The organism is Phenylobacterium sp. (assembly GCF_036723115.1).
Taxonomy (GTDB): Bacteria; Pseudomonadota; Alphaproteobacteria; order Caulobacterales; family Caulobacteraceae; genus Phenylobacterium.
Window position 1 is genome coordinate 22,731 of the sequence record NZ_DAIMHV010000008.1, and the last position, 26,154, is coordinate 48,884.

Sequence of the window (26,154 nt, forward strand, 5' to 3'; positions counted from 1 at the left end):
AAGCCGCATGACCATCAACAGTGAAGACGACCTGGAGAAGCTGCGGGTCATCGGCCGGATCGTGGCGCGCACCCTGGAGGCCATGGGCAAGGCCCTGGAGCCCGGCATGACCACCCGGGAGTTGGACGATATCGGCCGCGCCCTGCTGGAAAGCGAGGGCGCCCGGCCCGCACCCGAGCTCACCTACGGCTTTCCCGGGGCGACCTGCATTTCGGTCGGACCCGATGTGGCCCACGGCATTCCGGGGGATCGGGTGATCCGGGCCGGAGACCTGGTGAACATCGACGTCTCGGCCGAGAAGGACGGCTATTTCGGCGACACCGGGGCGAGCTTCGCCGTTCCGCCGGTCGCCAAGCGGATCGAGCGCCTTTGCCGGGACGGCCGCCGGGCCATGTGGAGCGGCATCCGGGCCGTTCGGCCCGGCGCCCCGCTCAACGCCATCGGCCGGTCCATCGAGGGCTTCGCCCAGAAGAACGGCTATGGCCTGATCCGCAATCTGGCCAGCCACGGGGTCGGCGGCGCCCTGCACGAGGAGCCCGAAAGCCTGCCCACCTGGTATGAGCCCCAGGACCGGCGGCTGATCACCGAAGGACTGGTCTTCACCATCGAGCCCTTCCTGACCCTGGGCGAGGACTGGGTGGACGAACTGGACGACGGCTGGACCCTGCGGCCCACCGGGGGCGGACCGGCCGTGCAGTATGAACACAGCCTGGTGGCCACACGGAACGGGCCGATCATCCTGACCCTGGCGAACTGAGGCGAGATAATCGGCGCCGAGCGGTTGACGCCCCCCGGCCTTTCCAGTATCCACCGCGGCTCGTTTTTCTGACCTGGAGCCTCACCGTGAAGCGGACATATCAGCCGTCCCGACTCGTGCGTAAGCGCCGTCACGGCTTCCGCGCGCGCATGGCCACCAAGAACGGCCAAAAGGTGGTTCAACGCCGCCGCGCCAAGGGCCGTAAGCGCCTGACCGCCTAAGGGCTTTCGCCCGGGACATGCGAGGTGTCGGCGTGACCGACGCCCCCTTCAAGATCGAACGCCTGCGCAAGCGGCCGGATTTTCTGGCTGCGGCGCGGGCGTCTTCGTTTGCGCGCGGCGCCGTGGTCGTTCAGATGCGGCGGCGCGGAGACGACGATGCGGGCGTCCGCGTGGGCTTCACCGCCACCCGAAAGATCGGCGGGGCGGTGGTCCGCAACCGGGCCAAGCGCCGTCTGCGGGCCGCCGCTCAGCAGCTCATTCCGCAATTCGGAGCCCCTGGCTGCGACTATGTGCTCATCGCTCGCAGCGGCGCGCCCACCCGTCCGTGGGCGCGTTTGCTTGACGATGTGAAAAGCGCGCTGATAAGCCTCGCGACCGAAAGCGAGCGGCAGGCGACAGCGTCTGCGACCTCCCCCTCTCCTCCCGCCTGAGCGCGCGTCTCCATGCAGAACGACAACTCCCGCAACACGATCATCTTCGTGGTCAGCGCGATGCTGATCCTGCTGGCCTACCAGTTCCTTGTCCTGGAGCCGGCGGCCAAGCGCAGGCAGGTGGAGGCTGAGCGCGCCGCCGCCGAGGCGCCGGTGGCGCCGGGGACCAATCCCGTGGGCCGCGACCCGGCCCTGCCATCGGGTCCCGCCCAGTTGGCCGACCGGGCCGACATCGTCGCGCGAACCGCCCGCGTGCCGGTGGCCACGCCCTCCCTGACCGGCTCCATCGCCCTGCGCGGCGCCCGCATCGACGACCTGTTCCTCAACAATTATCGCGTCGACGTGGAGGCGGGGTCGCCCGCCGTGGAGCTGCTGCGCCCCGAAGGCGCGGAGTTCGCCTGGTTCGCCGAGTTCGGCTGGACCGGGGCCAACCTGCCCGGCCTGCCCACCCCGGAGACCCGCTGGACCCTGTCGGACGGCGAGCGTCTGGCGCCGGGCGCCCCGGTGACCCTGACCTACGACAATGGCGAAGGCCTGACCTTCACCCGGCGCATCGAGGTGGACGACCGCTACATGTTCACCGTGACCGACACGGTGGCCAACACCAGCGCGGCGGCCGCCACCGTGGCCCCCTACGCCTCGGTCCAGCGCCAGGGCGTGCCCAAGGACCTGGGCCGCAACCAGATCGTCCATGAAGGCGCCATCGGCTGGCTGGGCGAGGAACTGCGCCTGGTGAAGTACAAGAAGTGGGCCGAGGACGGCGGCCCGGAGGTCTCCTCCCAGGGCGGCTGGCTGGGCATCACCGACAAGTACTGGCTGGCGGCCCTCATCCCCAACCAGGACGAAGCCATCAAGGGCGAGTTCCGCGTGACGCGGGCCGCAGGCACGGAGATCTTCGAGGCCAACTATGTGGGTCAGGCGCGCACCATCGCCCCCGGCCGGCAGATCACCGAGACCACCCGCTTCTTCGCCGGCGCCAAGACCGTGCCGGTGCTCAAGGCCTATGAGACCGACCTGAACATTCCGCGGCTGGATTCGGCCGTGGACTGGGGGAACTTCTGGTTCCTGACCCGACCGCTCTTCAGCTTCCTGCACTTCATCTATCAGCACATCGGCAATGTGGGCCTGGCGATCCTGGCCCTGACCGTGGTGGTGAAGCTCATCTTCTTCCCCCTGGCCAACAAGAGCTACGAGTCGCTCACCAAGATGAAGAAGGTGCAGCCCCAGGTCGAAGAGTTGCGCAAGAAGTACAAGGAAGACCCTGCCAAGCAGCAACAGGAGCTTCTGGCCCTGTATCAGCGGGAGAAGATCAATCCGCTGACCGGCTGCCTGCCCATGCTGCTGCAGATTCCGGTCTTCTACGCCCTCTATAAGGTGCTGACCGTCACCATCGAGATGCGTCACGCGCCCTTCTATGGCTGGATCCAGGATCTGTCGTCCCGCGATCCGACGACGGTGTTCAACCTGTTCGGCCTGATCCCGTGGAACCCGGCCGCGGCGCCGCTGATCGGCGGCATCCTGAACGGCCCTCTGCATCTGGGGGTGCTGCCGCTGCTCTACGGCTTCACCATGTGGCTGACCACGGCCATGAACCCGCCGGCCACCGATCCCATTCAGCAGCGCATCTTCCAGCTGATGCCGATCATGTTCACCTTCATCATGGCCCCTTTCGCCGCGGGCCTGCTGATCTACTGGACCTGGAACAACGTGCTCACCATCATCCAGCAGTACATCATCATGCGCCGCTTCCAGGTGGATAACCCCATCGACAGCCTCCTGGCCCGGCTGGGCGGCAAGAAGGCCGCCGGGTGAGCACGCCCTCCCCCGACCTGTTCGACGCCGAACGCCTGGAGCAGGCCCGCATCCTCTTCGCCCGCAAGGCGGAGTTCATGATGGGGGCCGTGGCCATCGACGGCCTGCCCGCGCCAGACCTGCCCGAGGTGGCCTTCGCCGGGCGGTCCAATGTGGGTAAGTCCTCGCTGATCAACGCCCTGGTGGGGCAGAAGCACCTGGCGCGGGCCTCCAATGAGCCGGGGCGAACCCGGGAGGTGAACTTCTTCGTCCTGGACGACCGACTGCGTCTGGTGGACCTGCCGGGCTATGGCTGGGCGCGGGCCTCCAAGACCGAGGTGAAGAAGTTCCAGAACCTGGGCCGGGACTATCTGCGCGGGCGGCCCAATCTGAAGCGCGCCTATCTGCTCATCGACGCCCGCCACGGTCTGAAGGCGGTGGACGCCGAGCCCATGGACGCCTTCGACACCGCCGCGGTCTCCTATCAGATCGTGCTGACCAAGGCCGACAAGCTGAAGCCCTCCGAGGTCGAAGCGGTGCGCGAGCGGACCCTGAACGCCATCCGCAAGCGGCCGGCCGCCTTTCCCCGCGTGATCGCCACCTCGTCCGAAAAAGGCCTGGGCCTGGCCGAACTGCGCGCCGAGATCGCCGCGGCCTGCGAGATCGAGGCAATCTGAGCGAAGCCCGGGCGCCGCCCGCCCGTGACAGGGCCGGCGCGGTCGGCTATCGGAGCGCTCAGTTTCGAGGGAGCCTGCGCCACGTGACCGACCTGCCCGAAGAAGAAGGCTGGGCCACCGCCAAGACCCTGGCCGAGGCCCTGCCCTTCATCCAGCACTACGACCGCGAAACCGTGGTGATCAAATATGGCGGCCACGCCATGGGCGAGGAATCGGTGGCGCGCCTGTTCGCCGCCGACGCCGTCCTGCTGAAGATGCTGGGCGTCCACCCCGTGGTGGTCCACGGCGGCGGGCCGCAGATTTCGCGCATGCTGGACAAGGCCGGCGTGAAGTCGAGCTTCGTGGACGGCCTGCGGGTCACCGACGCGGCCACCATGGAGGTGGCCGAGATGGTCCTGTCCGGCGCCATCAACAAGGAAATCGCCAACTGGATCACCCTGGCCGGCGCCGAGGCCGATGTGCGCGGGGTGGGCCTTTCGGGCAAGGACGCCCGGCTGATCACCGTGGAAAAGGCGGTGCGGACCCGCAAGGACCCCGACAGCCAGATCGAGCAGACCGTGGATCTGGGCTTTGTGGGCGAACCCACCCAGGTGGATCCCAAACTGCTGGAAGCCCTGATCTACGCCGACGAGGACTATGTGCCGGTGGTGGCGCCCATCGGCGTCTCCCAGGACGGCCAGACCTACAACATCAACGCCGACACCGTGGCCGGCGCCCTGGCCGGCGCCCTGCGGGCCAAGCGGATGCTGTTGCTCACCGATGTGAAGGGCGTGCTGGACGCCAACGGCGAACTCATCCGCGAGATGAGCGTCGCCCAGGCCCGGGAGGCGATCGCCTCAGGGGTCGCCACCGGCGGCATGATCCCCAAGCTGGAGACCGCCATCAATGCGGTGGAGTCCGGGGTGGAGGCGGTGGTGATCCTGGACGGACGGCGCCCCCACGCCATGCTGGTGGAACTGTTCACCGAACACGGCGCGGGCACCCTCATTTCCGCATGAGCCCTGACCTCGTCCATATCGACACCTGGCTCTTCGACCTCGACAACACCCTCTATCCGGCCGAGTCCGGCTTCATGAGCCAGGTGGAACAGCGCATGACCGACTTCGTCATGCGGGTGACCGGCCTCGCCCGGGAGCCGGCCTTCGCCCTGCAGAAGCAGTATCTGGCCGAACATGGCCTGACCCTGCGCGGGCTGATGGAGCATCACGGGGTGGACCCGGCGGATTTCCACGCCCTCTTCCACGATCTGTCCCTCGACGCGCTGGCCCACGACCCGCACATGCTGGCGGCCCTGGAGCGCCTGCCCGGCCGGCGGCTGATCTTCACCAACGCCGACGCCGTCCACGCCGAACGGGTGCTCTCGCATCTGGGCCTGCATCATCTGTTCGACGACGTCTTCCACATCGATTCGTTCGGCTTCCGCCCCAAGCCCGATCCGGCCGCTTTCCGGCAGATGATCGACGATCACGGACTGAACAGCGTGGGCACGGCCTTTTTCGAGGATTCCGAGCGCAACCTCGCCCCGGCCGCCGAGCTTGGCATGACCACCGTCCTGGTGGGCGCCCATGCGCCCGCCTCGGCCGCCCCCTTCGTCCAACACCGCACAGAAAAGCTGGCGCCGTTCCTGACGCGCGCCCGCCTGAGGGAGACACGCTGATGACCACCCTGACCTTCGACGACCTGAAGACCGAGATCGAGGCCGCCTGGGACGCCCGGGACGGGGTGTCGGTGGAAACCAAGGGGCCCGTGCGCACGGCGGTGGACGAAACCCTGCGCCTGCTGGACGAAGGCCGTCTGCGGGTGGCCGAGCGGGGTGAGGACGGCCAGTGGACCGTCCATCAGTGGGCCAAGCAGGCCATCCTCCTGTCCTTCCGCCTCAATCCCAACGGCGTCATGCACGCCGGTCCGCCCGGGCCCTATTGGGACAAGGTCCCCACCAAGTTCGACGGCTGGGACGCGCCCCAGTTCCAGGCGGCCGGCTTCCGCGCGGTGCCGGGCGCCGTGGTGCGCCGCGGCGCCTTTGTGGGTCGCAACGTGGTCCTGATGCCCTCCTTCGTGAACATCGGCGCCTATGTGGACGAAGGGACCATGGTCGACACCTGGGCCACGGTGGGATCGTGCGCCCAGATCGGCAAGAATGTGCACATTTCCGGCGGCGCGGGCATCGGCGGCGTGCTGGAGCCCCTGCAGGCCAATCCCACCATCGTCGAGGACGGCTGCTTCATCGGCGCCCGGTCCGAGGTGGCCGAGGGCGTGATCGTGCGTGAAGGCGCGGTGCTCTCCATGGGCGTCTTCATCACCGCCTCCACCAAGATCGTCGATCGCAAGACCGGCGCGGTTCATCGCGGCGAGGTGCCGCCCTATTCGGTGGTGGTGCCAGGCTCTCTGCCCGACCCCCATGGGGTGGGGCCGTCCCTCTATTGCGCAGTGATCGTCAAGACCGTGGACGCCCAAACCCGGTCGAAAACCAGCGTCAACGAACTGCTCCGCGACTGACCCGCCGCGCCTCGCGCTCCCTTATGCGACAAGGGCCGGGTCAACCCGGCCCATAACGCCTATCCAGAGGGCGCCCGCTCATTTTGAGCGCGAGCCTCGTTTCCCGTTATGGGCGAGTAGATTAGTCTAATTGTCAGAAGCGGCGACCACTCTATTCTAGGTTAACAAAGTCTTCCCCCTCAGCTGACCCTGTAAGCTGAATAGTTTGGCCACCGCTTCGCCACATATTAGCGACAACTTGACGGCTCTACCGGAGTCGGCAGGCAGCGAGGTTAGGGTTATGCTTTCGTTAACTTCTGGACGACTCCCGGAAGAGCCTAAGGACTCTCCAGCCACAGAGTCCGGCGTCGCTTCCGAGCCGCGTTTCTGGACAGAGCCCACGCCGGGCTATCTGGATCAGGACGCCATGCGGTTCTTCTACCGATGGGGCGGTCACTTTTCTGCGGCCCTGGTGCGTATCCGCGCCCGGTTCGACGGCGATCTGGACCAGTATGTGCTCTATCTGACCTTCCTGCTGTCGGATCTGGCCGCGGCCATCAACAACGAAGGCGCCGCCAAGCGCCCGCCGCGCGGCCTGAATGCGCTCAGCCTGTCGGAGATCACCGGCATTCCGCGGGAGAGCGCCCGGCGCAAGCTGCTGATCCTGGCGGCCAACGGCTATCTCAACCGTGACGCCGACGGCCTGTTCACCCTGGGCGACCGCTACGGCCTGGACGCCTTCTTCGCCGAACTGAAGCCCCTGTTCTGGGAAGCTGTGCGGACGCCCACCGACCGCGGCTGATCCCCAAGGCCCGCGTCAGGTCCTGTGCCTGACCCGCGCGCCGCCGGCTGCGGGCTGACCAGAAGGGTCAGCCCTGAGCCTCCATCCACAACCATAGATCGCGGATCGCCAGGGCCCGAAGGGCGGCGTCTTCCGAGGCCGGGACCGGCAGATTGGCCAGGGCCAGGCAGTCATGAAGGGTCAGCACCCCGTCGCTGGGCGCAGGCAGGCCCTTGTCCCGCGCCAGCCTGGCGAACCGTCGCCAGGCGCACTCCACCCCCGCCGCGGCCGCGAGGCCGGAGGCCGGCAGCAGGCCGCCCTGCAGCACCCGCTGAAACGCCACCAGGGTCGCCCCGTGACACACGGCCTGCGCCATGGGCTCGAAGGCTTCGGCCGGAAGGGGGCTGGCGGCCAGATCGTCCGGGGACGCGCCGAACATGATCGCCGCCGGCGCCTCGCTGCGTGTCAGAGCGCTCATCACCACATTTCCCCGATCGTCGGCGAAGGCGTACTGCAGAATGTGGTCGCGCCCTTGCACGCCCATGGACCGGACAGCGAAGTAAATTCGATCTGCTCCAAAGTCACGCCGGCGCAAACCTCGCCTGCCAAACTGAGTCGGAGGGCTGGCGACCTTCGGGCGCGGCGAGTCATTCAATAGACGGGGCGGCCGAGCGCCACCCCTTTCACCGCTTCGAACTCCGAATGCTCGCGACAGGAACATTTTCCATCTCCGTTGTGCGATAGAAATAGAGCCACAATATCGAGGTTATTCAAAGTTTTGACCTGCTTATACTGAGATGATTATTGCCGATTAATCATCTCATCTTGGGCGGAACGTCGATCGTTGCCTTGAGAGCCCCGGGCCACTAGGTGCTTGGCCATGAGCCACACCATCGATCCCGTCCGCCTGACCCAGGACCTTATCCGGCGTCCGTCCGTCACCCCCGCCGATGCGGGCGCCATGGACGTGCTGGAAGACCAGCTGCGCGCCCTGGGCTTCGCCTGCCGCCGCATGCGCTTCGGTGAGATCGAGAACCTCTATGCCCGCTGGGGGACCACCTCCCCCAACCTCTGCTTCGCCGGCCATACCGATGTGGTTCCGGTGGGCGACGCTTCAGCCTGGAGCCAGGACGCCTTCGCCGCCGAGATCATCGACGAGGTGCTGATCGGACGCGGCGCGGTGGACATGAAGAGCGCGCTCGCGGCCTTCGCCGCCGCCGCCGCCGCCGCGCTGGGACGCGGTGATGTCTCGGGCTCCCTCTCCTTCCTCATCACCGGCGACGAGGAAGGCGTGGCCACGCACGGCACCAAGATGGTGGTCGAGGCCCTGGCCGCCGAGGGGGAGGTCATCGACCATTGCGTCGTCGGCGAGCCCACCAGCGCCGAGCGCTTCGGCGACATGGTCAAGATCGGCCGGCGCGGCTCGATCAACGCCGAGATCCTGGTGGAGGGTCGGCAGGGCCATGTGGCCTATCCGCACCGGGCGGCCAACCCCGTGCCGGTGCTGGTTCGCATCCTGGCCGCCCTGGACGCCCACGTCCTTGATGACGGCTATACCGGCTTCCAGCCGTCCAATCTGGAGATCACCACCATCGATGTGGGCAACGCCGCCACGAACGTGATCCCGGCGGCGGCCCGCGCTCGGGTGAACATCCGCTTCAACCCGGCCCATACGGGCGCGGCCCTGGCGGCCTGGATTGAGGCCGTGGCGGCCAAGGCGGCCGCGGGATTCGACGGCGCCGTCCGCGTCACCCCGGCGATCAGCGGCGAGGCCTTCCTGACCGAGCCGGGCGACTTCACCGACGTGATCGTCGAAGCCGTGCGCGACGTGTCTGGCCAGGCGCCGGAGCTCTCCACCACCGGCGGCACCTCGGACGCCCGCTTCATCCGCGCCCTCTGCCCGGTGGTGGAGCTGGGCCTGGTGGGCAAGACCATGCATGCGGTGGACGAGCGCGCCCCCGTGGCCGAAATCCGCGACCTGCAGGCCGTCTATGAGCGGCTGATCGCCCGCTATTTCGAACGGTTCGGCTCGACCGCCTCGTCATAGGCGACGCCCACGAGGTAAAGCCCGTCGGCCGGCGCCACGGGCCCGCAGGCCCGACGATCCCGCGCCGCCAGGGCCTCGCCCACCCGCTCAGGCGCCCAGCGCCCCAGGCCCACCTCGGCGAGCGTGCCGGTCATGGAGCGGACCTGCCGGTGCAGGAAGGAGCGCGAGGCGAACTCCAGCACCACCTCCTCACCCTCCCGGCGGACGCTGGCCACATCCAGGGTCTTCACCGGCGACTTGGCCTGGCATTGCAGGTCGCGGAAGGTCGTGAAGTCGTGGTGGCCGACCAGGGCCTGGGCGGCCCGGTGCATACGCTCGGCGTCCAGGGGCTTTTTCACGTGCCAGACCCGGCCGCGGTCCAGGGCCGGGGGCGCCCGGCGGTTGAGGATGCGGTAGATGTAGCGTCGCTCGGTGGCCGAGAAGCGCGCGTGCCAGCGCGGGTCTTCGGGAATCTCCGCCGCCAGTATGACCACGGAGTCCTCAATCAGGTGCGCGTTCAGGGCGTCGCGCACCACGTCGGGCTTCCAGGGCTTGTCCAGGTCCACATGCACGACCTGGCCCGTGGCGTGGACCCCGGTGTCGGTGCGCCCCGCCGCCTGGAGCCGGAGTTCCTGGCCGCAGAAGGCCTTCACCGCCCGCTCTATGGCCCCCTGGACGGAGGCCAGCCCCTCCTGGGCCTGGAAACCTCGATAGGGCCGCCCGTCATACTCCACCGTCAGCTTGTAGCGGGGCATCAGGCGAGCCGCGATCCTGCCGGCAGGGGAAAGCCGCGCAGGAACTCCTCCGCCGGTTGGGCGCCGCGCCCTTCGCGCTGCAAGCGCAGGAGCCGCACCGCGCCCTCGCCGCAGGCGATGAGCAGGTCGTCGTCAAGCACCTCGCCCGGGTGGCCCACGGCGCGCTCAAGCCGGCACCCCAGGGCCTTGACCCGGACCGGTCCCTTGGGCGAGGGCGCCTCGAACCAGGCGCCGGGAAAGGGCGAGAGGCCTCGGATCTGACCGTCCACCAGGGCGGCGGGTCGCGTCCAGTCGATGCGCGCCTCCCTGGGCCGGATCTTCTTGGCGTAGGTGACGCCGGTCTCGGCCTGGGGAACCTCGGGCAGGGCGCCGGCGGCGATGGCGGGCAGGCTTTCGGCCAGCAGGGCTGCGCCCGCGGCGGCCAGCCGATCGTGAATGTCGCCGGCGGTGTCCAGGGGGCCGATGCGCACCGTCGCCGTGGCCAGGACGGGGCCTTCGTCCAAGCCTTCGGTCATGCGCATGACCTGGACGCCGGTCACCGGATCGCCGGCCATCACCGCCCGCTGGATAGGCGCTGCGCCCCGCCAGCGCGGCAGCAGCGAGCCATGAAGGTTGAAGGCGCCCAGGCGCGGGGCCTCCAGCACCTCCCGCGGCAGGGTCTGGCCATAGGCCACCACGCAGGCGGCCTCCAGGTCCAGCGCCTTGAAGGCTTCGACCTCGGCGGGGTCGCGCATGGAGGCCGGCGTGCGCACCGGAAGATCGTGCGCCAGGGCGAAGGCATGGACGGGCGAGGGCCTGAGAACCTGGCCCCGCCCCCGCGGGGCCGGCGGCTGGGCGTAGACGCAGGCGATCTCATGGCCATCGGCCACCAGACGGGAAAGGGCGGCGACGGCGAAGTCCGGAGTTCCAAGAAAGGCGAGACGCATGGGCGCGGTTTAGCGCTCCTCGCCCGCCCCGCCTAGGTCGCCCACCTTCAAGACGCGGTTCAAGCGGAACCGTAGAGAAGCTTGGCCGTTCCAGAGACCTCAGGATCCGAAGGAGGGACATCCATGCGCAACACCCTGACCGCGACCATCGCCGCCGTGGCGGCGCTGACCCTGGCCGCCTGCACCCAGGCCGAGCAGAACGAGGCCGAGGCCAATATGGACAACGCCGCCGCCGAGGCGAGCGAGGCGGCCTCCGAAGCTGCGGCCTCGGCTCGGGAGGCGGCCTCCGACGCCGCCGCCATGGCTGAGCGGGCCGCTCATGAGGCCGGGGAAGCCATGGAACGGGCCGGCGATGAGATGAGCGAAGCCGCCCACGACGCCACGAACTGAGGCTGAGGCCGGGCTCTGCGCCCGGCCTCGACTCCAGAGACCGCACAGGCCGCGATCAGACCACGCGGTCGGGTCGCGTTCAGCCTTCAGGTAGGGGGCGCAGGTGTTTACGCCGCGCGGGCGTGTTTCTTGACCTTGGCGATGGCGCGATCGCGCTTCAGCCGGGACAGATGGTCGATGAAGAGCACGCCTTCCAGGTGATCCATCTCGTGCTGGATGCAGACCGCGAACAGCCCTTCGGCGTCCTCTTCCACCGGTTCGCCCTGATAGTTGAGATAGCGCAGCTTGACCCGCGCCGGGCGGTCCACCTCGTCATAGATCTCCGGAATGGAGAGACAGCCCTCCTCATAGGGGGCGGTGTCGTCGGAGGCCCAGAGAATCTCCGGATTGACGAAGTAGCGGGGCTGCGGCTCCTCCTCGGGCCCGGAGATGTCCATGACGATCACCCGCTTGGGCACGCCGATCTGGATGGCGGCCAGGCCGATGCCCGGCGCGTCGTACATGGTCTCCAGCATGTCATCCATGAGGGCGCGCAGATCGTCGTCCACCGCCTCCACGGGCTGGGAGACCTGTTTCAGGATCGGATTCGGGACCGTCAGGATTTCGCGGATAGCCATGGAATGCGAGGTAAGCGCCCCCATGGGGGGCGTCAAGGTCGCGGCGCGGCGCCTCGGGCCTCCGGGTCCGGCAGGCCGTCCGGCTCGGACGGACCTTCCGGGAGGAGCTTGGTAAGCGGCCGCACGGCGCTCTCCACCGGCGCCAGCTCGGCCATCTCCCGTCCCTCGTGGTCCACCTTCAGCTCCGCAAAGCGCCGGGCCTGGGTCAGCACCTGGCTCTCCAGCGAGCCGACGAACTGGTTGTACTTGCCCACGGCCTGTTCCAGCGCCCGGCCCACGCCCGCGGCATGGGCGCCCATGACCGAGACCCGCTTGTAGAGCTCGCGGCCCAGGTCGGCGATCTGGCGGGCGTTGGCCGCCTGATCCTCCACCCGCCAGCCATAGACCACCGCCTTGCAGAGCGCGAAGAGGGTGGTGGGGGTGACCACGATCACCCGCCGATCCATGGCCTCGCTGAGCAGTTCGGGCATGCGCTCCAGGGCCGCGGCCAGGAACCCATCTCCGGGCACGAACATGGCCACGAAGTCCGGCGAGCGGTCGAACTGGTCCCAATAGGCCTTGCCCGACAGGCCGATCATATGGGTCCGCACGCTCTGGGCGTGACGCATCAGGCAGGCGTCCCGGGCCTGATCGTCCACCGCCTCCAGGCTCTCCAGAAAGGCGTTCAACGAGCACTTGGCGTCAATGACGAAGACCCCGCCGCCGGGCAGTCGAACCACCACGTCCGGGCGGCGGCGTCCCTCCTCGCTGTCGGTCTGGGCCTGCTCCTCGAAGTCGTAGCGATGGGCAAGGCCGGCGGCGTCCAGCACATTGCGCAGGGTCTGCTCCCCCCAGCGCCCCTGGACGCCGGCGCCCCGGCGCAGGGCGGCCGACAGCTTGCGCGCCTCATCCTGGGTGGCGGCCGAGGCCTTCATCAGCTGTTCGATCTGGGCCTTGAGGCCGCCGGTCTCCTCCGCCCGGGTCTTCTCCACGGCGGTGACCTGTTCCTGGAACTTGAGCAGGGTCTCGGCCACGGGCTTCAGCTGCGCCTCGAGCCTCGCCTGGGCCAGCTGCTCGCGGTTCTTGAACGTCTCGTCGGTGCGCTTGAGCAGTTCCTCGGCCACCCGTCCCGCCTGTTCGGCGGCCTGGGCGCGCAGGAGTTCGGCCTGGGCCTCGGCCTGTGCCTTGAACGCCCGCAGCTCGGCCTCGGCGTCGGCGCTGCGATCGCGCAGCGCCCAGAAGGCGGCCTGGGCCTGATCGGCGCGGCGGCGCTCCAGGATCGCCCAGGCGAAACCGCCCAAGGCCGCCAGGGCGCAGGCGAGGAGGGCGATCAATGTCGGATCCAGGTTCATGGTCCGTTCCTAGGGGGAATCGCTCCGCCGCGCCAGCCAGCCTGCGGCTGCAACCTCAGGCCGGCCGCCGGGCGCGCAGGGCCTGGGCGATGGTGCCGTCGTCCAGCCAGTCCAGTTCGCCCCCCACCGGCACGCCTCGGGCCAGCATGGTGATGGTCACCGAGGCCCCGGCCAGCCGTTCGGCCAGGTAGTGGGCGGTGGTCTGACCGTCCACCGTGGCCGGCAGGGCCAGGATCACCTCGGTCACCTCGGGCGCGCTGGCCCGGCTGACCAGGGGACCGATGCGCAGGGCGTCAGGGCCGATGCCGTCTAGAGCCGACAAAAGCCCGCCCAGGACATGATAGCGCCCGCGGAAGGCGCCGCCGCGTTCCATGGCCCACAGGGCGCCCACCTCCTCCACCACGCAGATCAGGCCGCCGTCCCGCCCGGGGTCGGCGCAGATGGCGCAAGGGTCGCGGGTGTCGAGGGCGCCGCAGACCGAGCAGGTCTTCACCCGTTCGGCGGCCTCGGCCAGGGCCTGGGCCAGGGGCGACAGGAGTTGCTCGCGGCGCTTGAGCAGGGCCAGCGTCGCCCGCCTGGCCGAGCGCGGTCCCATGCCCGGCAGCTTGGCCAGCAGAGCGATCAGGCGCTCGATCTCAGGTCCGGCGGAGGCGGCCAAGGGGCGGCGTCAGAACTTGGGCATGCCAGGCAGGCCCAGCCCGCCCATGCCGGCCAGGGGACCGGCAGCCTCGCGCATCACCTTGGCCTGCATCTCGTCGAGCTTGCGCTTGGCGTCGGCATGGGCGGCCACGATCAGGTCGGAGATCACCTCGCCCTCGCCCGGCGCCAGCAGGCTTTCGTCCAGGATCACCCCGGCCAGTTCGCCGGCGCCCGTGAGGGTGAGCTTGACCATGCCGCCGCCGGAGGAGCCCTCCACCTTGGCCTCGGCCAGCTGCGCCTGGGCGTCGGCCAGCTTCTGCTGCATGGCCTGGGCCTGCTTCATCAGGGCGCCAAGGTCCTTCATGGTCATTCGTCCTCTTCGCTCTCGATTTCATCTTCGCCGGGGGCCTGGGCCTCCGGTTGCGGCAGGGCGCGGACGCTGAGAATCTCGGCGCCGGGAAAGGCCTCCATCACCGCGCGGACGAAGGGGTCCTGCTCGATGCGGCCCCGGGCCTCCTTTTCCTCGCGCTTCTGCTGCTCCCACAGGCTCTCGGCCCCGCCGCCGCCCTGGGCGACGATCATCCAGGGCTGGCCGGTCCATTCCCGCAGCCGGCCCGCCAGACGCTGGATGAGGGTGTTGGGGGCGCCTGGCGCAGGCTCGAACTCAATGACGCCTGGCCGGAAGGCGATGGGGCGCACGAACCGCTCCACATCCAGCCTCAGGGAGATGTCGCGCTTCTGGTCGATGAGGGCCAGGACGTCCTCGAAGCGCCGAAGTTGGGGTTCGCTGCTGGGCGCGGGCGAGGCCGAGGGCATCTGGCGGGCCACGGCGCTGGCGCCGCCGCCGGCCGCTGAGGCCCCGCCGCCCGCCGAACCGCCCCCGCTGGGCGCCGGTGAGGGCGCATCGCCGGCTTGCAGGCGCTTGAGCGCCTCCTCGGGGCCGGGCAGGTCGGCGGCATAGGCCAGGCGCACCAGGGCCATGTCCACCGCTGCGGCCGGATCAGGCGCCCGGCGCACCTCGTCGTGAGCCCGCAGCAGCATCTGCCAGACCCGCGACAAGGTCCCGGCCGACAGGGCCGCGCCAATGGCCGTCAGGCGGGCGGCCTGCTCCTTGGGCATGACCAGGGCCTGCGGCCCCACGGCCTTGGCCACCGAGGCCGAATGGGCGTGCTCCAGCAGGTCCATGACCACCTGGGCGGGGTCGGCGCCATAGCCGTAGAGCCCCCGGAAGGTTTCGATGGCGGGGCCGGCCTGGCCCTTCATGACCTGCTCGAACAGGGTGATGGTCTGGGCCCGGTCGGCCAGGCCCAGCATGTCGCGGATGGAGGCCGCCGCCACGGTCTGGCCGGACTCCGCCTGGACGATGGCCTGGTCGAGCATGGACTGGGCGTCGCGCACCGAACCCTCGGCGGCCCGGGCGATCAGCATCAGCCCCTCGGCCTCGACCCGGGCGCCCTCGCGCTCGCAGATCATCTCCAGGTTCTTGACGATCACCTCCGGCTCCACCCGGCGCAGGTCGAACCGCTGGGTGCGCGACAGGATGGTCACCGGCACCTTGCGGATCTCGGTGGTGGCGAAGATGAACTTGGCGTGCGGCGGGGGCTCTTCCAGGGTCTTGAGCAGGGCGTTGAACGCACCCGTCGAGAGCATGTGCACTTCGTCGATGATGTAGACCTTGTAGCGCGCCTCCACCGGGGCGTAGCGCACGCCGTCCAGCAGTTCGCGCATGTCACCCACGCCGGTGCGGCTGGCGGCGTCCAGCTCCAGCACGTCCATATGCCGGCCCTCGACGATGGCCCGGCAGTGTCGCCCTTCCGTCGCCAGGTCCAGGGTCGGGCCGTGCACGCTGTCGGATTCGTAGTTCAGGGCCCGGGCCAGCAGGCGGGCGGTGGTGGTCTTGCCCACCCCCCGCACGCCGGTGAGCATGAAGGCGTGGGCGATCCGTCCCGAAGCAAAGGCGTTGCGCAGGGTGCGCACCATCGCCTCCTGGCCGAACAGATCCTCGAAGGTCCGCGGCCGGTACTTTCGGGCGATGACGGTATAGGCCGCGCTCTCGCCCGCCTCAGGGGCGGGCGGCGGGGGCGCAGGCGCGGGCTCGCCGAACATGTCCGACGTGTTCGGGTCACGCTCGGGCGGATCAGGATCGAGCGTGAGGTCTTGGTCTGACATCGGCGGAGCTGGGGGTCGGGTGGAGACCGGACGACGACCCGAAGCGAAACTCGTTGCGGCTGCTTCCTTCCGGACCTGACCGGGTTGGCGAGGACTTCGTCCGCCGCCGATCTCCGCCCCCAATATCGCGATGGAAAGGGATGCGTGCAAGCTCGGGCGAAGATAGAACCGCGTTCATGCCTCTGAACGCCTTCCAGAACACCTTCGCCGGCAACCCTCTCGACCGCGCCAGCGAGCGCCGGGGCGACGCATCCTGGCTCGCCGAGATGCAGGCCTCGCCCGAATCGCTGGCCATCGCCCTGTGGAACGGCCGCCCCCTGGTGGAGAAGACCCCCGAGGGCGGGCTGCAGATCGCCTATCTGCCGGCCACCATGTCCGATGAGCTGGCCGGGGGCGCCGAACGGCTGCTGTTCATGGGGCTCTGGAAAGAGACCGCGGTCTTCGCCATCGATATCGAAGGCGGCGTCGACCCCGCCGAAGGCCCTCTGCGCGGCCTGGGCGCCTTCGAGGACCTCCGCGCCGTGGCCATGCGCCTGCCGCCGGCCGATGCGGCCATGGCCGCGACGGCCAAGTCCATGTTCGAGTGGCGCCGCCGCCATCGGCACTGCGCCGCCTGCGGCGAGCCGAGCCTGGTGGTGGACGGCGGCTGGAAGCGCCAGTGCCCGGCCTGCAAGGCCGAGCACTTTCCGCGCACCGATCCGGTGGTGATCATGCTGCCCTACCTGGAGGACCGCTGCATGCTGGGACGCCAGGCCGCCTGGCCGGCGGGCATGTTTTCGGCCCTGGCCGGCTTCGTGGAGCCGGGCGAGTCCATCGAAGAGGCCTGCGCCCGGGAACTGGCCGAAGAGGCGGCGCTGAAGACCCGCAGCGTCCGCTATCACTCCACCCAGCCCTGGCCCTATCCCTCGTCCCTCATGATCGGCCTGATCGCCGAGGTGGAGGACGACCAGGCCGCCCCCGACCAAACCGAGCTGTCGGAGGTGCGCTGGTTCACCCGCGCCGAGGCCCGCGACCTGCTGGAGGGCCGCATAGACGGGACCTTCGCCCCCGGCCCAATGGCCATCGCCCACCAGTTGATCAAGGCCTGGGCCGACGAAGGCTAGCCCTCGCCTGGGCCGACGCGGTCAGACCCGGGCGCGGAAAGGGTCGGCCGGATAGACGCCCAGCACTTCGAACCGCTCGGAGAAGAAGGCCAGTTCCTCGAAGGCGAGCGCCAGGCCGCGATCCTCCGGCCGGCCGTCGACCTCGGCGTAGAAGAAGGTCGCCGTCCAGGCGCCGTCCTCCATGTAGCTCTCCAGCTTGGTCATGTTCACCCCGTTGGTGGCGAACCCGCCCAGGGCCTTGTAGAGGGCGGCCGGCAGATTCCGCACCCGGAAGACGAAGCTGGTGATGCAGGGGCTGGTGAAGGGCGGCGGCTCAGGATCGGCCTCCGCCGTCATCACCAGGAAGCGGGTAGTGTTGTGCCGCTCGTCTTCGATGTCGCGCAGGAGGATGTTCAGGCCGTAGATCTCGGCGGCCAGGGCCGGCGAGATGGCCGCCCGCGCCGGATCGGGGGACTGGGCCAGCATGCGCGCGGCGCCGGCGGTGTCCCCCACCGTCTCGGCCCTCAGACCCAGCCGCTTGACGGTGCGCTTGCACTGGCTGATGGCGATGGCCATGGACTGGACCGTCCGGACGTCCTCCAGCTTCACCCCGGGATTGGCCATAAGCTGGAAGCGGATCGGCTTGAACCGCTCGCCGATGATCTTCAGGCCGGAATTGGGCAGCAGGTGATGGACGTCGGCCACCCGGCCGGCGATGGAATTCTCCACCGGGATCATGCCCAGCTGGCAGTCCCCGGTCTTGATGGCCTCGAACGCCTCATCAAAGGTGGGATGCGGCACGGGCGCGTAGTCGGGGAAGTAGGTGGCGCAGGCCTCATGGCTGTTTGCGCCCAGCTCGCCCTGGAAGGCGATTCGTCCCTGGCTCATCTCAAGCCCCTCGCAAAAGCCCGCGCCCGCTCGAGGTCGCCGGGGTTGTCCACAGAGATCGGCGCCGAATCGATCACCGCCGCCCAGATGGTCATGCCCATCTCCAGGGCCCGGAGCTGTTCCAGACGCTCGCGGATTTCCAGGGGCGACGGGGGCGCGGCGGTGAAGCGCGCCAGGGCCTCGCGCCGATAGGCATAGACCCCGTGATGCAGCCAGACTGGGCCCTCGCCATAGAGCACCGAACGGGTGAAATAGAGGGCCCGGCCGGAGCGGCCATCGCCGGCCATGGCCAGCACGGCCTTGGGGATGTCGGGATTGGTCCGCTCGGCCGCCTCGCGCTCGCTCACGACGATGGTGGAGATGTCGCAGGCCGGCTCGCGGGCCAGAAGATCGACGCAGGCGCGCACCACGCTGGGCTCTACAAAGGGGATATCCCCTTGAAGGTTCACGATAATATCGTGAGCGCCGCCAGGGTCCAGTTCGTCCAGAGCGCGGAGAGTCCGGTCGGAGCCGGACGGCAGGTCCGGGTCGGTGAGCACGGCGCGGCCGCCCGCGGCCTCCACCGCGGCCACGATCTCGGGATCACCGGCCGCCACCGCCACCGGGCCGACGCCCGCGGCCTGCGCCTGGCGCAGCACACGGACGATCATGGGCTCCCCTTCGATGTCGGCCAGGGGCTTCCCCGGCAGGCGCGTGGCGGCCATCCGGGCGGGGATCAGAACAATGGGGTTCATGGAAGTTCGCCGTGGTCCAACCCAGGCGCCAGCGACGAACTGGCCGGTTGCACGAGCGCCGGTAGCGTGTAAGAGACGCGGGCGCAATAAGGGGCGGGGATATTCCCGCGCGTATGCCGGTTTCCACGACCGGCCTGAAAGAGGGCCGATTCTAAAACTATGAGCGACCTTACGTTCAACAAGGTCGCCGGCGCGGTGCTGGCGACGGGTTTGGCCATCGTTGGTCTGCGGGAAGCGTCCACGATCGTTTTCGCGCCGGATCGGGCCGAGCAGCCGGGCTACGCCATCGACGTCCCCGAAGCCACGGGCGGCGCGGCCGAGGCCGAGGCCCCCATCGACTGGGGTACGGTGATCCCGGCGGCCGATATCGCCGCGGGCCAGGCCTCTTTCGCCAAGTGCGTGAGCTGCCACACCATCGCCCAGGGCGGCGCCAACGGCACCGGTCCCAATCTGTGGGGCGTCATGGGCGCCCGCCCGGCGGCCCATGCGGGCTATTCCTACTCGCCGGCCATGCAGGCTCATGCGGCGGAAGCTCCGGTCTGGACCTTCGAAGAGATGGGCCACTTCCTGGAAGCGCCGCAGCGCTACATCAACGGCACCAAGATGACCTTCGTGGGCCTCAAGCGCCGCGAAGAACTGATCAACGTCATCGCCTATCTGCACGCTCAGGGCGGCCAGATCGCCATCCCCGCGCCCAATCCGGTGGCCGAACCGGCCGCCGCCGAACCGGCCGAGGGTGAAGCCGCCGCCGAAGGCGAAGCGCCCGCCGAGGACGCGCCCGCGCCCGAGGCCGCCGTCTGATCCAGACGCGCCGAACGGTTCGACCGAGCAGACAAGATCAAGGCCCGGGGGTTCGCCCCCGGGCCTTTTTCGTCGGTGCGCCTCCTCAGGGCCGGCGGAAGCTGGTGGGATGGCCTGAGCCGGCGGCTTCGATGCGGGCGATGGCGGCGTCCAGGGGCTCGATCGCCACGGCCATGTGATGGGCGTTGGCGTGGATGATCTGGTCGGCGTCCACCATCATGGCCACGTGTCCGCGCCAGAAGACCAGATCGCCGCGCCGCAGAGCCGTACGCGGGATTTCGGCGAAGGCCTGTTCCTGCATGTCGGTGTCGCGCGGGCAGGCTCGCCCGCAGGCGAGCAGGGCCTGAAGCACCAGGCCTGAGCAATCCAGGCCGAGGCTTTCGCGGCCGCCCCACAGATAGGCCGCTCCCAGATAGGCCTCGGCCACTGCGGCGGGGTCGGCGGCGAAGCCGCGCCCGACCTCGGCCAGATGCTCGCCCACGAACCACCGGCCGGCGCCGTCGCCCAGGAAACGGCCCTCTTCGGCGACGATCCGCACCAGGCCGCCCAGGCTGAACGGCCCAAGGGCCGGCGCCTTGATGCTGGGAGCGGCGAACGCATAGGTGCGCAGGGCGCGGACCCGGTGGGTCGGCGTCGCCCGGTCCCCCAGGTCGGCGCGGGCGACATAGCCCACATAGCCGTCGCGCCGGGCCTGCCCCCAGGCGAAACCCGCCGTCTCCTCGATGATGTCGAAAGCCTCGCCCAGCAGCAGCTGGTCCACCTGTTCGGCCTCGGCGTCAGGCGCCTTGCGCACCGCCGTGGCGGCGACCCCGCAGGCCAACGGAGTCGGGGCGACGAAGCGTTCGGCCCGGACCAGGCCCTGCAGCGAGGCGCTGGCCAGGTCCGGTCGCGCCAGGGTGATGCGGCTGTCGAGACTCAAGAAAAGCGCGCCTCGATCATGCGGAAGAGGGCGCGGATGGCCATGGCCTCGCCGCCCGCCGGAAAGCCCGGCCGCCCCTTGGGATTCCAGGCGAAGATGTCCAGGTGGACCCAGGGTCCGGGCGGGGCGAAGCGCTGCAGGAAGAGGCCCGCGGTCACCGCGCCGGCCTGGGCCCAGGCGTCGGGATCATTCTTGAGGTCGGCCACGTCGCTGTCGAGGGCCTCGGCATAGCCCTTCCAGAGGGGCAGCCGCCACAGGGGGTCCTCCACCGCCAGGGCGGCGGCGGCGATCTGGCCGGCCAGTTCCTCATCATCGGTCATGAAGGGGGGAAGCTGCGGCCCCAGCGCCACCCGGGCCGCGCCGGTGAGGGTGGCCAGGTCGATGGTCAGGGCCGGCGTCGCCTCTTCCGCGCGCGTCAGGGCGTCGGCCAGGATCAGCCGCCCCTCGGCGTCGGTATTGCCCACCTCGATGGTCAGGCCCTTGCGGGAGTCCAGAACGTCACCGGGACGCATGGCGTCGCCGGAGATGGCGTTCTCCACCGAGGGCGTCAGCACCAGCAGCCGCACCGGCAGGCGGGCGGCCATGATCATCCGGGCGAGCGCCAGGGCGTGGGCGGCGCCGCCCATGTCCTTCTTCATCAGCCGCATGCCGGCCGAGGGCTTGATGTCCAGGCCGCCGGTGTCGAACACCACGCCCTTGCCGATGATCGCCACCAGGGGATGGTCGGCCTGGCCCCAGGCCATCTCGATCATCCGCGGCTCGCGCCCCGGCGCCGCGGCGCGCCCCACCGCGTGGACGGCCGGATAGTTGGCCTCCAGCAGGCCTTCTCCGGCGACCACGGTGAGGCTGGCCCCGTGCTGTTCGGCGATCTCCCGGGCGATGGTCTCGATCTGCAGCGGCCCCATGTCGTTGGGCGGGGTGTTGATCATGTCCCGCGCCAGGTTGCAGGCATGGGCCATGGCCCTCACCCGGGTCAGATCGGCGCCCTCCACCCACAGGCGCGGCCGCTCGTCGGGCTTCTTCTTGTAGCGGTCGAACCGGTAGCTCCCCAGGGCGAAGGCCAGGGCCACGTCATCGGCGCTCAGATCGCCGGGCCGTCCCTCGATGCGCCAGTGGCCGCGGGGCAGACGGGCCGCAAGGGCGCGCAGAGTGGAGAACCGGCCCTCCGCCCCCAGCCCGAACAAGGCCTGGCCGTGACTCCCGTCGGCGGCCGGGACGAGCAGCGCCTGGCCAGGCTTGCCGCGGAAGTCCTGCGCGCGGGCAAGGCCTTCGGCCAGGGCGCCGGCGGCGGCGAGCGCTGCGGGCGTCTCGGCCTCGCTGACCAGACGGACGGCGGGCGCATCGGGGGCGGAATCGAGGAGGACGTCGGACATGGGGCGCTCGCTTCCTGTTATGCTTAACGCTTCCTTTAAGGCGCCGGGACGATGGTCGACCAAACCCTCGGAGGCTCCTTCTGATGTGTCGCAAGTCGTGGCTGGCCGCAACCGCCCTGGCGCTCATCCTCGCCCCTCTGCCGGCCTGGGCTTTCAGCCTCGGCGGACGCAGCGCCGCGCCGGCGGCTGTCGAAGGCCTGGCCAACGCCCAGGAGCGCGCCATCGCCGAGCGGCTGGATCCTCTGGCCCGGGCCGCCTTCTGGGCCCGGCAGGCCCAGCTGGACCCCGCCGACGTGGAGGCGGGCCTGCGGCTCTCCAAGGCTCTGCGCGATATGGGCAAGCCCGCCGACGCCGCCGTGGCGGCCGAGCGGCTGCTGGCCTTCGCGCCGGACAATACCGAGGTTCTGCTGGAGCTGGCCCGCGCCCATCTGGCCCGAGGCGAAGGCTTCTTCGCCGTGGCCCCGGCCGAGCGGGCCCAGGCCCTGGCGCCGGGCGACTGGCGCGGCCCCTTCCTGCTGGCCATGGCCTATGAGCAAACCAGCCGGGACGCCGAGGCCCTGAGCGCCCACCGGCGCGCCGTGCAGCTGGCGCCGGACAATCCGGCCGTCCTGTCCAACCTCGCCCTTTTCCAGGCCGCCCGCGGCCAGACCGCGGAGGCCGAGGCCCTGCTGCGCCATGCCGCCAGCCGCCCGGACGCCAGCGTGGCCACCCGGCAGAACCTGGCCCTGATTCTCGGTCTGCAAGGCCGGCTGGATGAGGCCGAGGCCCTGGCCCGTCGCGATCTGCCGCCCCAGGCCGTGGCGGCCAACCTGGCCTATCTGCGCGCCGCGTCAGCCGACGCCCCGGCCGCCGGGGCGGGGCGGTCCTGGGACGCGGTCAGCCGCGCTCAGTGAGTTTCGCAGGAAGTTTCGCCGCTCGCCCGGGCGACGCAGGCGCGCCTCAGGAGCCGCCCGGCCCCATCATGTCCATGACCCGCAGGACCGCAGGTCCCAGGATCACCAGGAAGAGCACGGGCAGGAAGAAGACGATCATGGGCACGGTCAGCTTGGCCGGAAGCTGGGCGGCCTTCTTCTCCGCCGCGGCCAGACGCAGGTCGCGGTTTTCCTTGGCCATCACCCGCAGGGCCGAGCCCAGGGGCGTGCCATAGCGTTCGGCCTGGATCATGGCGGTGGAGACCGACTTGATGCCGGGATGATTGGTCCGCCGGGCCAGGCCCTCATAGGCCTGACGGCGCTCGGGCAGATAGGACAGCTCGGCCAGGAGCAGGGTCATCTCTTCGGCGAGTTCGATGGAGGCGCCGCCGATCTCCTGGCTGACCTTCTGGATCGCCGCCTCGATGGACATGCCCGATTCCACGCAGATCAGCAGCAGGTCCAGGGCGTCGGGAAAGGCGCCGACAATGGACTCCCGCCGCTTCTGGGCGACATTGCTGATGTAGATGTTGGGGGCATAGAAGCCCAGCGTCAGCCCCGCCACGCAGGCCGCCACCCGGTTCATGGGTGAGAGGCCGAAATCGTTGATCAGGAACAGGTAGAAGGCCACCGCCGCAGCGAAGACGAAGGGCAGGACGAAGCGGAAGAAGTAGAAGGTGGAAACCGGCCGCGGCCCCCGGAAACCGGCTTGGGCGAGCTTGTCCACCACCTGCGGGTCTTCCAGCAGGCGCGAGAGCTGCAGGCGCTCCACCACCTTCTTGTAGAGGCTTTCGTCGGTCTGGCGCAGGGAGCCGCCGCTCTTGGAGGCGGAGATGGCCTCGCGGGACTTGCGCCGCAGCTCCTCGCGCCGGCTGGACACCGATTTGAGGCGGGCTTCCAGATTGTTCCGCCGCATCAGCGGAACAGCCAGGGTCACCAGGGTGGCGAAGGTGACCACGGCGACGAACACCGCCAGCAGGTTGTTGGGATCGGTGAAGGCCGCGAGGTTCATGGCGCAGCCTAGATCTTGAAGTTGATCATGCGGCGCATCACGAAGATGCCCAGGCCCATGAGCAGGGCGCCGCCCAACAGGATGATGCGGCCCCGGGGATCGGTGAACAGCGGCGACATGTATTCCGGCGCCATCAGGCTGATCATGACCACCACCGCCGGCGGCAGCGAGCCGATGATGAAGGCCGAGGCCACGGCCTCGCCCGACAGGGCCTTGATCTTCTCGCGCATCAGCTTGCGGGCGCGGATAACGGCCGACAGGTTGGCCAGCGCCTCGGCAAGGTTGCCGCCAGTCTTCTGCTGGATGCCCAGCACGATGCCGAAAAAGCGCACCTCCTGGGCGGGCATGCGCTCATACATCTTCTCGATGGCCTGATCGATGGAGACGCCCATGCCGGTGTTCTCCACCATGCTCTTGAACTCGCTGGCCAGGGGCTCGGGCGCCTCGGCGCCGATGACCCGCAGGCTGTCATTCACCGGCAGACCCGACTTGATGCCCCGCACGATGATGTCCATGGCGTCGGGAAAGGCCTCGATGAACTTCTTGAGCCGTCGCCCAGCCAGAACGCCCACCACCCAGCGGGGTAGGCCCAGGCCTGCGGCGAAGGCCAGACCCAGGGCCACATAGGCGGCCTGGCCCACCAGGGTGACCATCAGGAAGACCGTGACGCCGACGCCGGCGCTGACGATCCAGAAGGTGCGCGGGGTGATCCCCAGGCCCGCCTGCTGGAGACGCGCCTCCAGGGTGAGGGCGGCCTTCTTCTGCTGCTTTTCCTGATCCTTCAGGGTCTGGAGGAGCTGCTTGCGGCGCTGGTCCTGGGCGCCGGCCTGGGTGCGGCGGCTGCGCACGTCCCGGGATTCCCGGCCCATGATCGCCTGGGCGCGCTTGGCGGCCCTGGCCTGGCCCGGATTCTGCCCCGCCAGGGCGAAGCCGAAGCCGGCCACCGTCACAAACCCCAGGACCGCCGCCAGAATGGTGAGCAGGGTCGCGCTCATTCGGCCGCGTCCAGGGCCTCGGCCAGCTCACGCTCAAGCCCGTAATAGCGCGCCCGATCCCAGAACCGTGGCCGGGCGATGCCGGTGGAGCGATGCTTGCCCACCACCTTGCCCTCGGCGTCCTCGCCGGTGATCTCATAGACCATCAGGTCCTGGGTGATGATCACGTCGCCCTCCAGACCGACCACCTCGGTGACGTGGGTGATACGGCGCGACCCGTCACGCAGGCGGGCGGCCTGGATGATCACGTCGATGGAGCCGACGATCATCTCGCGGATGGTCTTGGACGGCAGGCCATAGCCGCCCATGGTGATCATGGATTCCAGGCGGCTGACGGCCTCCCGCGGGCTGTTGGCGTGCAGGGTGCCCATGGAGCCGTCGTGGCCGGTGTTCATGGCCTGCAGCAGGTCGAAGGCCTCAGGCCCGCGCACTTCGCCGACGATGATGCGTTCGGGCCGCATCCGCAGGCAGTTCTTCACCAGGTCGCGCATGGTGATCTGGCCCTGGCCCTCCAGATTGGGGGGGCGGGTTTCCAGGCGCACCACGTGCGGCTGCTGCAGCTGCAGTTCGGCGGCGTCCTCGCACGTGACCACCCGCTCGGTGGGGTCGATGAAGGCGGTGAGCGTGTTGAGCAGAGTCGTCTTGCCCGAGCCCGTGCCCCCGGAGATCAGGATGTTGCACCGGCAGGCGCCGATGACGCCCAGCACCCGGGCCCCCTCCGGGGTGATGGAATTGTATTCCACCAGGTCCTTCATGGTCAGCTTGTCCTTCCGGAACTTCCGGATGGTGAGCGTGGGACCGTCCAGGGCCAGGGGCGGGGCGATGACGTTGACCCGGCTGCCGTCGGGCAGGCGCGCGTCGCAGATGGGCGAACTCTCGTCCACCCGGCGACCCACCTGGCTGACGATCCGCTGGCAGATGTTCATCAGCTGGTTGTTGTCGCGGAAGCGCACATTGGTCAGCTGGACCTTGCCGCCCACTTCGATGAACACGCGGCTGGCGCCGTTGACCATGATGTCGGCGATGTCGTCCCGGGCCAGCAGGGGCTCCAGCGGGCCGTAACCCAGCACATCATTGATGATGTCCTGGACCAGGGTCTCCTGCTCGGAGATCGACATGGAGACGTTCTTGATCGCCACCAGCTCGGCGACGATGTCGCGGATCTCTTCGGCGGCGGCCTTGGCGTCAAGCTGGGCCAGCTGCGCCAGGTCGATGGTGTTGATCAGCGCGTTGAAGATCGCCGTCTTGGTGGCGTGGTAGTAGTCCGACTGCTCGCGCACCACCTGGGTGGCCGGGGCCGGCCCCTGGGCGGCGCGCAGCTGCTCCAGGCCGCTGGTGGGCCGAGGTCCGTCGGCGCGCGGACGGGCCGGCTCGGCGGTCGTGGGCGGCGGCGGATCGGTGCGCTGAGGCCGGGTGGCGATGGGCGTGGCGGCCTTGGGCGGCGGGGCCGGGG

Annotated in this window: 29 protein-coding genes and 1 other RNA gene; 14 read left to right on the plus strand and 16 right to left on the minus strand. The window is 69.5% G+C overall.

Annotated elements, in window-relative coordinates; translation table 11 throughout:
* Nucleotides 1–7 precede the first annotated feature (7 nt).
* The 9 genes from map to V7D28_RS02030 all read left to right on the plus strand — a co-directional run bounded on the left by map (nt 8) and on the right by V7D28_RS02030 (nt 7,154).
* A complete protein-coding gene (gene map, locus V7D28_RS01990; RefSeq protein WP_333585679.1) occupies nt 8–757 on the plus strand; it encodes a type I methionyl aminopeptidase in 750 nt (249 codons plus the stop codon).
* 86 nt (nt 758–843) lie between these two features.
* Nucleotides 844–978: a 50S ribosomal protein L34 gene (gene rpmH, locus V7D28_RS01995; RefSeq protein ID WP_333585680.1), complete on the plus strand. Its 135-nt coding sequence runs from the start codon at nt 844–846 to the stop codon at nt 976–978.
* A 32-nt stretch (nt 979–1,010) separates the two neighbouring features.
* Nucleotides 1,011–1,409, plus strand: a complete 399-nt coding sequence (gene rnpA, locus V7D28_RS02000; RefSeq protein ID WP_333585681.1) for a ribonuclease P protein component — start codon at nt 1,011–1,013, stop codon at nt 1,407–1,409.
* Nucleotides 1,410–1,421: 12 nt separating this feature from the next.
* Entirely contained in the window at nt 1,422–3,221 is a 1,800-nt protein-coding gene (gene yidC, locus V7D28_RS02005) for a membrane protein insertase YidC (RefSeq protein WP_333585682.1), read from the plus strand.
* Complete coding sequence (gene yihA, locus V7D28_RS02010) at nt 3,218–3,877, plus strand: ribosome biogenesis GTP-binding protein YihA/YsxC (protein WP_333585683.1); 660 nt, start codon at nt 3,218–3,220, stop codon at nt 3,875–3,877. The genes yidC and yihA overlap by 4 nt, the downstream gene beginning before the upstream one ends.
* 83 nt (nt 3,878–3,960) lie before the next feature.
* A complete protein-coding gene (argB, locus tag V7D28_RS02015; protein ID WP_333585684.1) occupies nt 3,961–4,875 on the plus strand; it encodes an acetylglutamate kinase in 915 nt (304 codons plus the stop codon).
* On the plus strand, nt 4,872–5,534 hold the full coding sequence (locus V7D28_RS02020; RefSeq protein ID WP_333585685.1) for a pyrimidine 5'-nucleotidase: 663 nt from the start codon (nt 4,872–4,874) through the stop codon (nt 5,532–5,534). Before argB ends, V7D28_RS02020 begins: the two co-directional genes overlap by 4 nt.
* Nucleotides 5,534–6,373: a 2,3,4,5-tetrahydropyridine-2,6-dicarboxylate N-succinyltransferase gene (gene dapD / locus V7D28_RS02025; protein ID WP_333585686.1), complete on the plus strand. Its 840-nt coding sequence runs from the start codon at nt 5,534–5,536 to the stop codon at nt 6,371–6,373. Before V7D28_RS02020 ends, dapD begins: the two co-directional genes overlap by 1 nt.
* Before the next feature lie 406 nt (nt 6,374–6,779).
* Nucleotides 6,780–7,154 (plus strand): hypothetical protein, encoded by a 375-nt coding sequence (locus tag V7D28_RS02030; RefSeq protein WP_333585687.1) that lies wholly within the window; start codon nt 6,780–6,782, stop codon nt 7,152–7,154.
* Nucleotides 7,155–7,221: 67 nt separating this feature from the next.
* Here V7D28_RS02030 and V7D28_RS02035 read toward each other — a convergent pair whose 3' ends face one another.
* Nucleotides 7,222–7,677, minus strand: coding sequence for a hypothetical protein (locus V7D28_RS02035; protein WP_333585688.1), 456 nt, complete (start codon nt 7,675–7,677; stop codon nt 7,222–7,224).
* Between the two features lie 336 nt (nt 7,678–8,013).
* Between V7D28_RS02035 and dapE the strand changes: the two genes are divergently transcribed.
* Nucleotides 8,014–9,180: a succinyl-diaminopimelate desuccinylase gene (gene dapE / locus V7D28_RS02040; RefSeq protein WP_333585689.1), complete on the plus strand. Its 1,167-nt coding sequence runs from the start codon at nt 8,014–8,016 to the stop codon at nt 9,178–9,180.
* Here dapE and truA read toward each other — a convergent pair.
* Nucleotides 9,144–9,914, minus strand: a complete 771-nt coding sequence (gene truA / locus V7D28_RS02045; RefSeq protein ID WP_333585690.1) for a tRNA pseudouridine(38-40) synthase TruA — start codon at nt 9,912–9,914, stop codon at nt 9,144–9,146. The genes dapE and truA overlap by 37 nt on opposite strands.
* Nucleotides 9,914–10,840 carry a methionyl-tRNA formyltransferase gene (gene fmt / locus V7D28_RS02050; protein ID WP_333585691.1) on the minus strand — a complete coding sequence of 309 codons (927 nt, stop codon included), beginning with the start codon at nt 10,838–10,840 and terminating at the stop codon, nt 9,914–9,916. The genes truA and fmt overlap by 1 nt, the downstream gene beginning before the upstream one ends.
* Before the next feature lie 123 nt (nt 10,841–10,963).
* On the opposite strand from fmt, the gene V7D28_RS02055 reads away from it, so the two are divergent.
* Entirely contained in the window at nt 10,964–11,230 is a 267-nt protein-coding gene (locus tag V7D28_RS02055) for a hypothetical protein (RefSeq protein ID WP_333585692.1), read from the plus strand.
* A gap of 107 nt (nt 11,231–11,337) precedes the next feature.
* Here the strand turns inward: V7D28_RS02055 and def are convergent, their stop codons facing one another.
* The 6 genes from def to ffs form a co-directional block, all read right to left on the minus strand.
* Complete coding sequence (gene def, locus V7D28_RS02060) at nt 11,338–11,847, minus strand: peptide deformylase (RefSeq protein WP_333585704.1); 510 nt, start codon at nt 11,845–11,847, stop codon at nt 11,338–11,340.
* 32 nt (nt 11,848–11,879) lie between these two features.
* A complete protein-coding gene (gene rmuC, locus V7D28_RS02065; RefSeq protein ID WP_333585693.1) occupies nt 11,880–13,178 on the minus strand; it encodes a DNA recombination protein RmuC in 1,299 nt (432 codons plus the stop codon).
* Nucleotides 13,179–13,233: 55 nt separating this feature from the next.
* Nucleotides 13,234–13,836, minus strand: coding sequence for a recombination mediator RecR (gene recR, locus V7D28_RS02070; RefSeq protein WP_333585694.1), 603 nt, complete (start codon nt 13,834–13,836; stop codon nt 13,234–13,236).
* Between the two features lie 9 nt (nt 13,837–13,845).
* Complete coding sequence (locus V7D28_RS02075) at nt 13,846–14,181, minus strand: YbaB/EbfC family nucleoid-associated protein (RefSeq protein ID WP_333585705.1); 336 nt, start codon at nt 14,179–14,181, stop codon at nt 13,846–13,848.
* 2 nt (nt 14,182–14,183) lie between these two features.
* The gene (locus V7D28_RS02080) at nt 14,184–15,986 is read right to left on the minus strand and encodes a DNA polymerase III subunit gamma/tau (RefSeq protein ID WP_333585695.1); all 1,803 of its coding nucleotides are present in this window, start codon (nt 15,984–15,986) and stop codon (nt 14,184–14,186) included.
* 17 nt (nt 15,987–16,003) lie between these two features.
* An RNA gene (gene ffs / locus V7D28_RS02085) (signal recognition particle sRNA small type) lies at nt 16,004–16,102 on the minus strand.
* 60 nt (nt 16,103–16,162) lie between these two features.
* Here ffs and nudC point away from each other — a divergent pair.
* The gene (gene nudC, locus V7D28_RS02090) at nt 16,163–17,089 is read left to right on the plus strand and encodes an NAD(+) diphosphatase (protein ID WP_333585696.1); all 927 of its coding nucleotides are present in this window, start codon (nt 16,163–16,165) and stop codon (nt 17,087–17,089) included.
* 21 nt (nt 17,090–17,110) lie between these two features.
* Here nudC and V7D28_RS02095 read toward each other — a convergent pair whose 3' ends face one another.
* A complete protein-coding gene (locus V7D28_RS02095) occupies nt 17,111–17,956 on the minus strand; it encodes a prephenate dehydratase (RefSeq protein ID WP_333585697.1) in 846 nt (281 codons plus the stop codon).
* Nucleotides 17,953–18,690, minus strand: coding sequence for a 3-deoxy-manno-octulosonate cytidylyltransferase (locus V7D28_RS02100; RefSeq protein WP_333585698.1), 738 nt, complete (start codon nt 18,688–18,690; stop codon nt 17,953–17,955). Before V7D28_RS02100 ends, V7D28_RS02095 begins: the two co-directional genes overlap by 4 nt.
* A 159-nt stretch (nt 18,691–18,849) precedes the next feature.
* Between V7D28_RS02100 and V7D28_RS02105 the strand changes: the two genes are divergently transcribed.
* A complete protein-coding gene (locus V7D28_RS02105) occupies nt 18,850–19,491 on the plus strand; it encodes a c-type cytochrome (protein WP_333585699.1) in 642 nt (213 codons plus the stop codon).
* 85 nt (nt 19,492–19,576) lie between these two features.
* On the opposite strand, the gene V7D28_RS02110 is transcribed toward V7D28_RS02105, so the two are convergent.
* Nucleotides 19,577–20,410: a C40 family peptidase gene (locus V7D28_RS02110; RefSeq protein WP_333585700.1), complete on the minus strand. Its 834-nt coding sequence runs from the start codon at nt 20,408–20,410 to the stop codon at nt 19,577–19,579.
* A complete protein-coding gene (locus V7D28_RS02115) occupies nt 20,407–21,783 on the minus strand; it encodes a leucyl aminopeptidase family protein (RefSeq protein ID WP_333585701.1) in 1,377 nt (458 codons plus the stop codon). The genes V7D28_RS02110 and V7D28_RS02115 overlap by 4 nt, the downstream gene beginning before the upstream one ends.
* 83 nt (nt 21,784–21,866) lie before the next feature.
* Between V7D28_RS02115 and V7D28_RS02120 the strand changes: the two genes are divergently transcribed.
* Nucleotides 21,867–22,676, plus strand: coding sequence for a tetratricopeptide repeat protein (locus V7D28_RS02120; protein WP_333585702.1), 810 nt, complete (start codon nt 21,867–21,869; stop codon nt 22,674–22,676).
* A 46-nt stretch (nt 22,677–22,722) separates the two neighbouring features.
* On the opposite strand, the gene V7D28_RS02125 is transcribed toward V7D28_RS02120, so the two are convergent.
* The 3 genes from V7D28_RS02125 to V7D28_RS02135 all read right to left on the minus strand — a co-directional run.
* Nucleotides 22,723–23,706 (minus strand): type II secretion system F family protein, encoded by a 984-nt coding sequence (locus V7D28_RS02125; protein WP_333585703.1) that lies wholly within the window; start codon nt 23,704–23,706, stop codon nt 22,723–22,725.
* A gap of 8 nt (nt 23,707–23,714) precedes the next feature.
* Nucleotides 23,715–24,689, minus strand: coding sequence for a type II secretion system F family protein (locus V7D28_RS02130; protein WP_333585706.1), 975 nt, complete (start codon nt 24,687–24,689; stop codon nt 23,715–23,717).
* Between the two features lie 8 nt (nt 24,690–24,697).
* The coding region (locus V7D28_RS02135) for a CpaF family protein (protein WP_442957886.1) at nt 24,698–26,154 on the minus strand (1,457 nt) is incomplete at its 5' end.

Bases quoted from the DNA above. Each gene is read 5' to 3' on its own strand.
- map (WP_333585679.1), top strand. From the start codon at position 8: ATGACCATCAACAGTGAAGACGACCTGGAGAAGCTGCGGGTCATCGGC.
- yidC (WP_333585682.1), top strand. From the start codon at position 1,422: ATGCAGAACGACAACTCCCGCAACACGATCATCTTCGTGGTCAGCGCG.
- V7D28_RS02020 (WP_333585685.1), top strand. From the start codon at position 4,872: ATGAGCCCTGACCTCGTCCATATCGACACCTGGCTCTTCGACCTCGAC.
- dapD (WP_333585686.1), top strand. From the start codon at position 5,534: ATGACCACCCTGACCTTCGACGACCTGAAGACCGAGATCGAGGCCGCC.
- V7D28_RS02030 (WP_333585687.1), top strand. From the start codon at position 6,780: ATGCGGTTCTTCTACCGATGGGGCGGTCACTTTTCTGCGGCCCTGGTG.
- V7D28_RS02035 (WP_333585688.1), bottom strand. From the start codon at position 7,677: ATGGGCGTGCAAGGGCGCGACCACATTCTGCAGTACGCCTTCGCCGAC.
- dapE (WP_333585689.1), top strand. From the start codon at position 8,014: ATGAGCCACACCATCGATCCCGTCCGCCTGACCCAGGACCTTATCCGG.
- truA (WP_333585690.1), bottom strand. From the start codon at position 9,914: ATGCCCCGCTACAAGCTGACGGTGGAGTATGACGGGCGGCCCTATCGA.
- fmt (WP_333585691.1), bottom strand. From the start codon at position 10,840: ATGCGTCTCGCCTTTCTTGGAACTCCGGACTTCGCCGTCGCCGCCCTT.
- V7D28_RS02055 (WP_333585692.1), top strand. From the start codon at position 10,964: ATGCGCAACACCCTGACCGCGACCATCGCCGCCGTGGCGGCGCTGACC.
- def (WP_333585704.1), bottom strand. From the start codon at position 11,847: ATGGCTATCCGCGAAATCCTGACGGTCCCGAATCCGATCCTGAAACAG.
- rmuC (WP_333585693.1), bottom strand. From the start codon at position 13,178: ATGAACCTGGATCCGACATTGATCGCCCTCCTCGCCTGCGCCCTGGCG.
- V7D28_RS02075 (WP_333585705.1), bottom strand. From the start codon at position 14,181: ATGAAGGACCTTGGCGCCCTGATGAAGCAGGCCCAGGCCATGCAGCAG.
- V7D28_RS02080 (WP_333585695.1), bottom strand. From the start codon at position 15,986: ATGTCAGACCAAGACCTCACGCTCGATCCTGATCCGCCCGAGCGTGAC.
- nudC (WP_333585696.1), top strand. From the start codon at position 16,163: ATGCCTCTGAACGCCTTCCAGAACACCTTCGCCGGCAACCCTCTCGAC.
- V7D28_RS02095 (WP_333585697.1), bottom strand. From the start codon at position 17,956: ATGAGCCAGGGACGAATCGCCTTCCAGGGCGAGCTGGGCGCAAACAGC.
- V7D28_RS02100 (WP_333585698.1), bottom strand. From the start codon at position 18,690: ATGAACCCCATTGTTCTGATCCCCGCCCGGATGGCCGCCACGCGCCTG.
- V7D28_RS02105 (WP_333585699.1), top strand. From the start codon at position 18,850: ATGAGCGACCTTACGTTCAACAAGGTCGCCGGCGCGGTGCTGGCGACG.
- V7D28_RS02115 (WP_333585701.1), bottom strand. From the start codon at position 21,783: ATGTCCGACGTCCTCCTCGATTCCGCCCCCGATGCGCCCGCCGTCCGT.
- V7D28_RS02120 (WP_333585702.1), top strand. From the start codon at position 21,867: ATGTGTCGCAAGTCGTGGCTGGCCGCAACCGCCCTGGCGCTCATCCTC.
- V7D28_RS02125 (WP_333585703.1), bottom strand. From the start codon at position 23,706: ATGAACCTCGCGGCCTTCACCGATCCCAACAACCTGCTGGCGGTGTTC.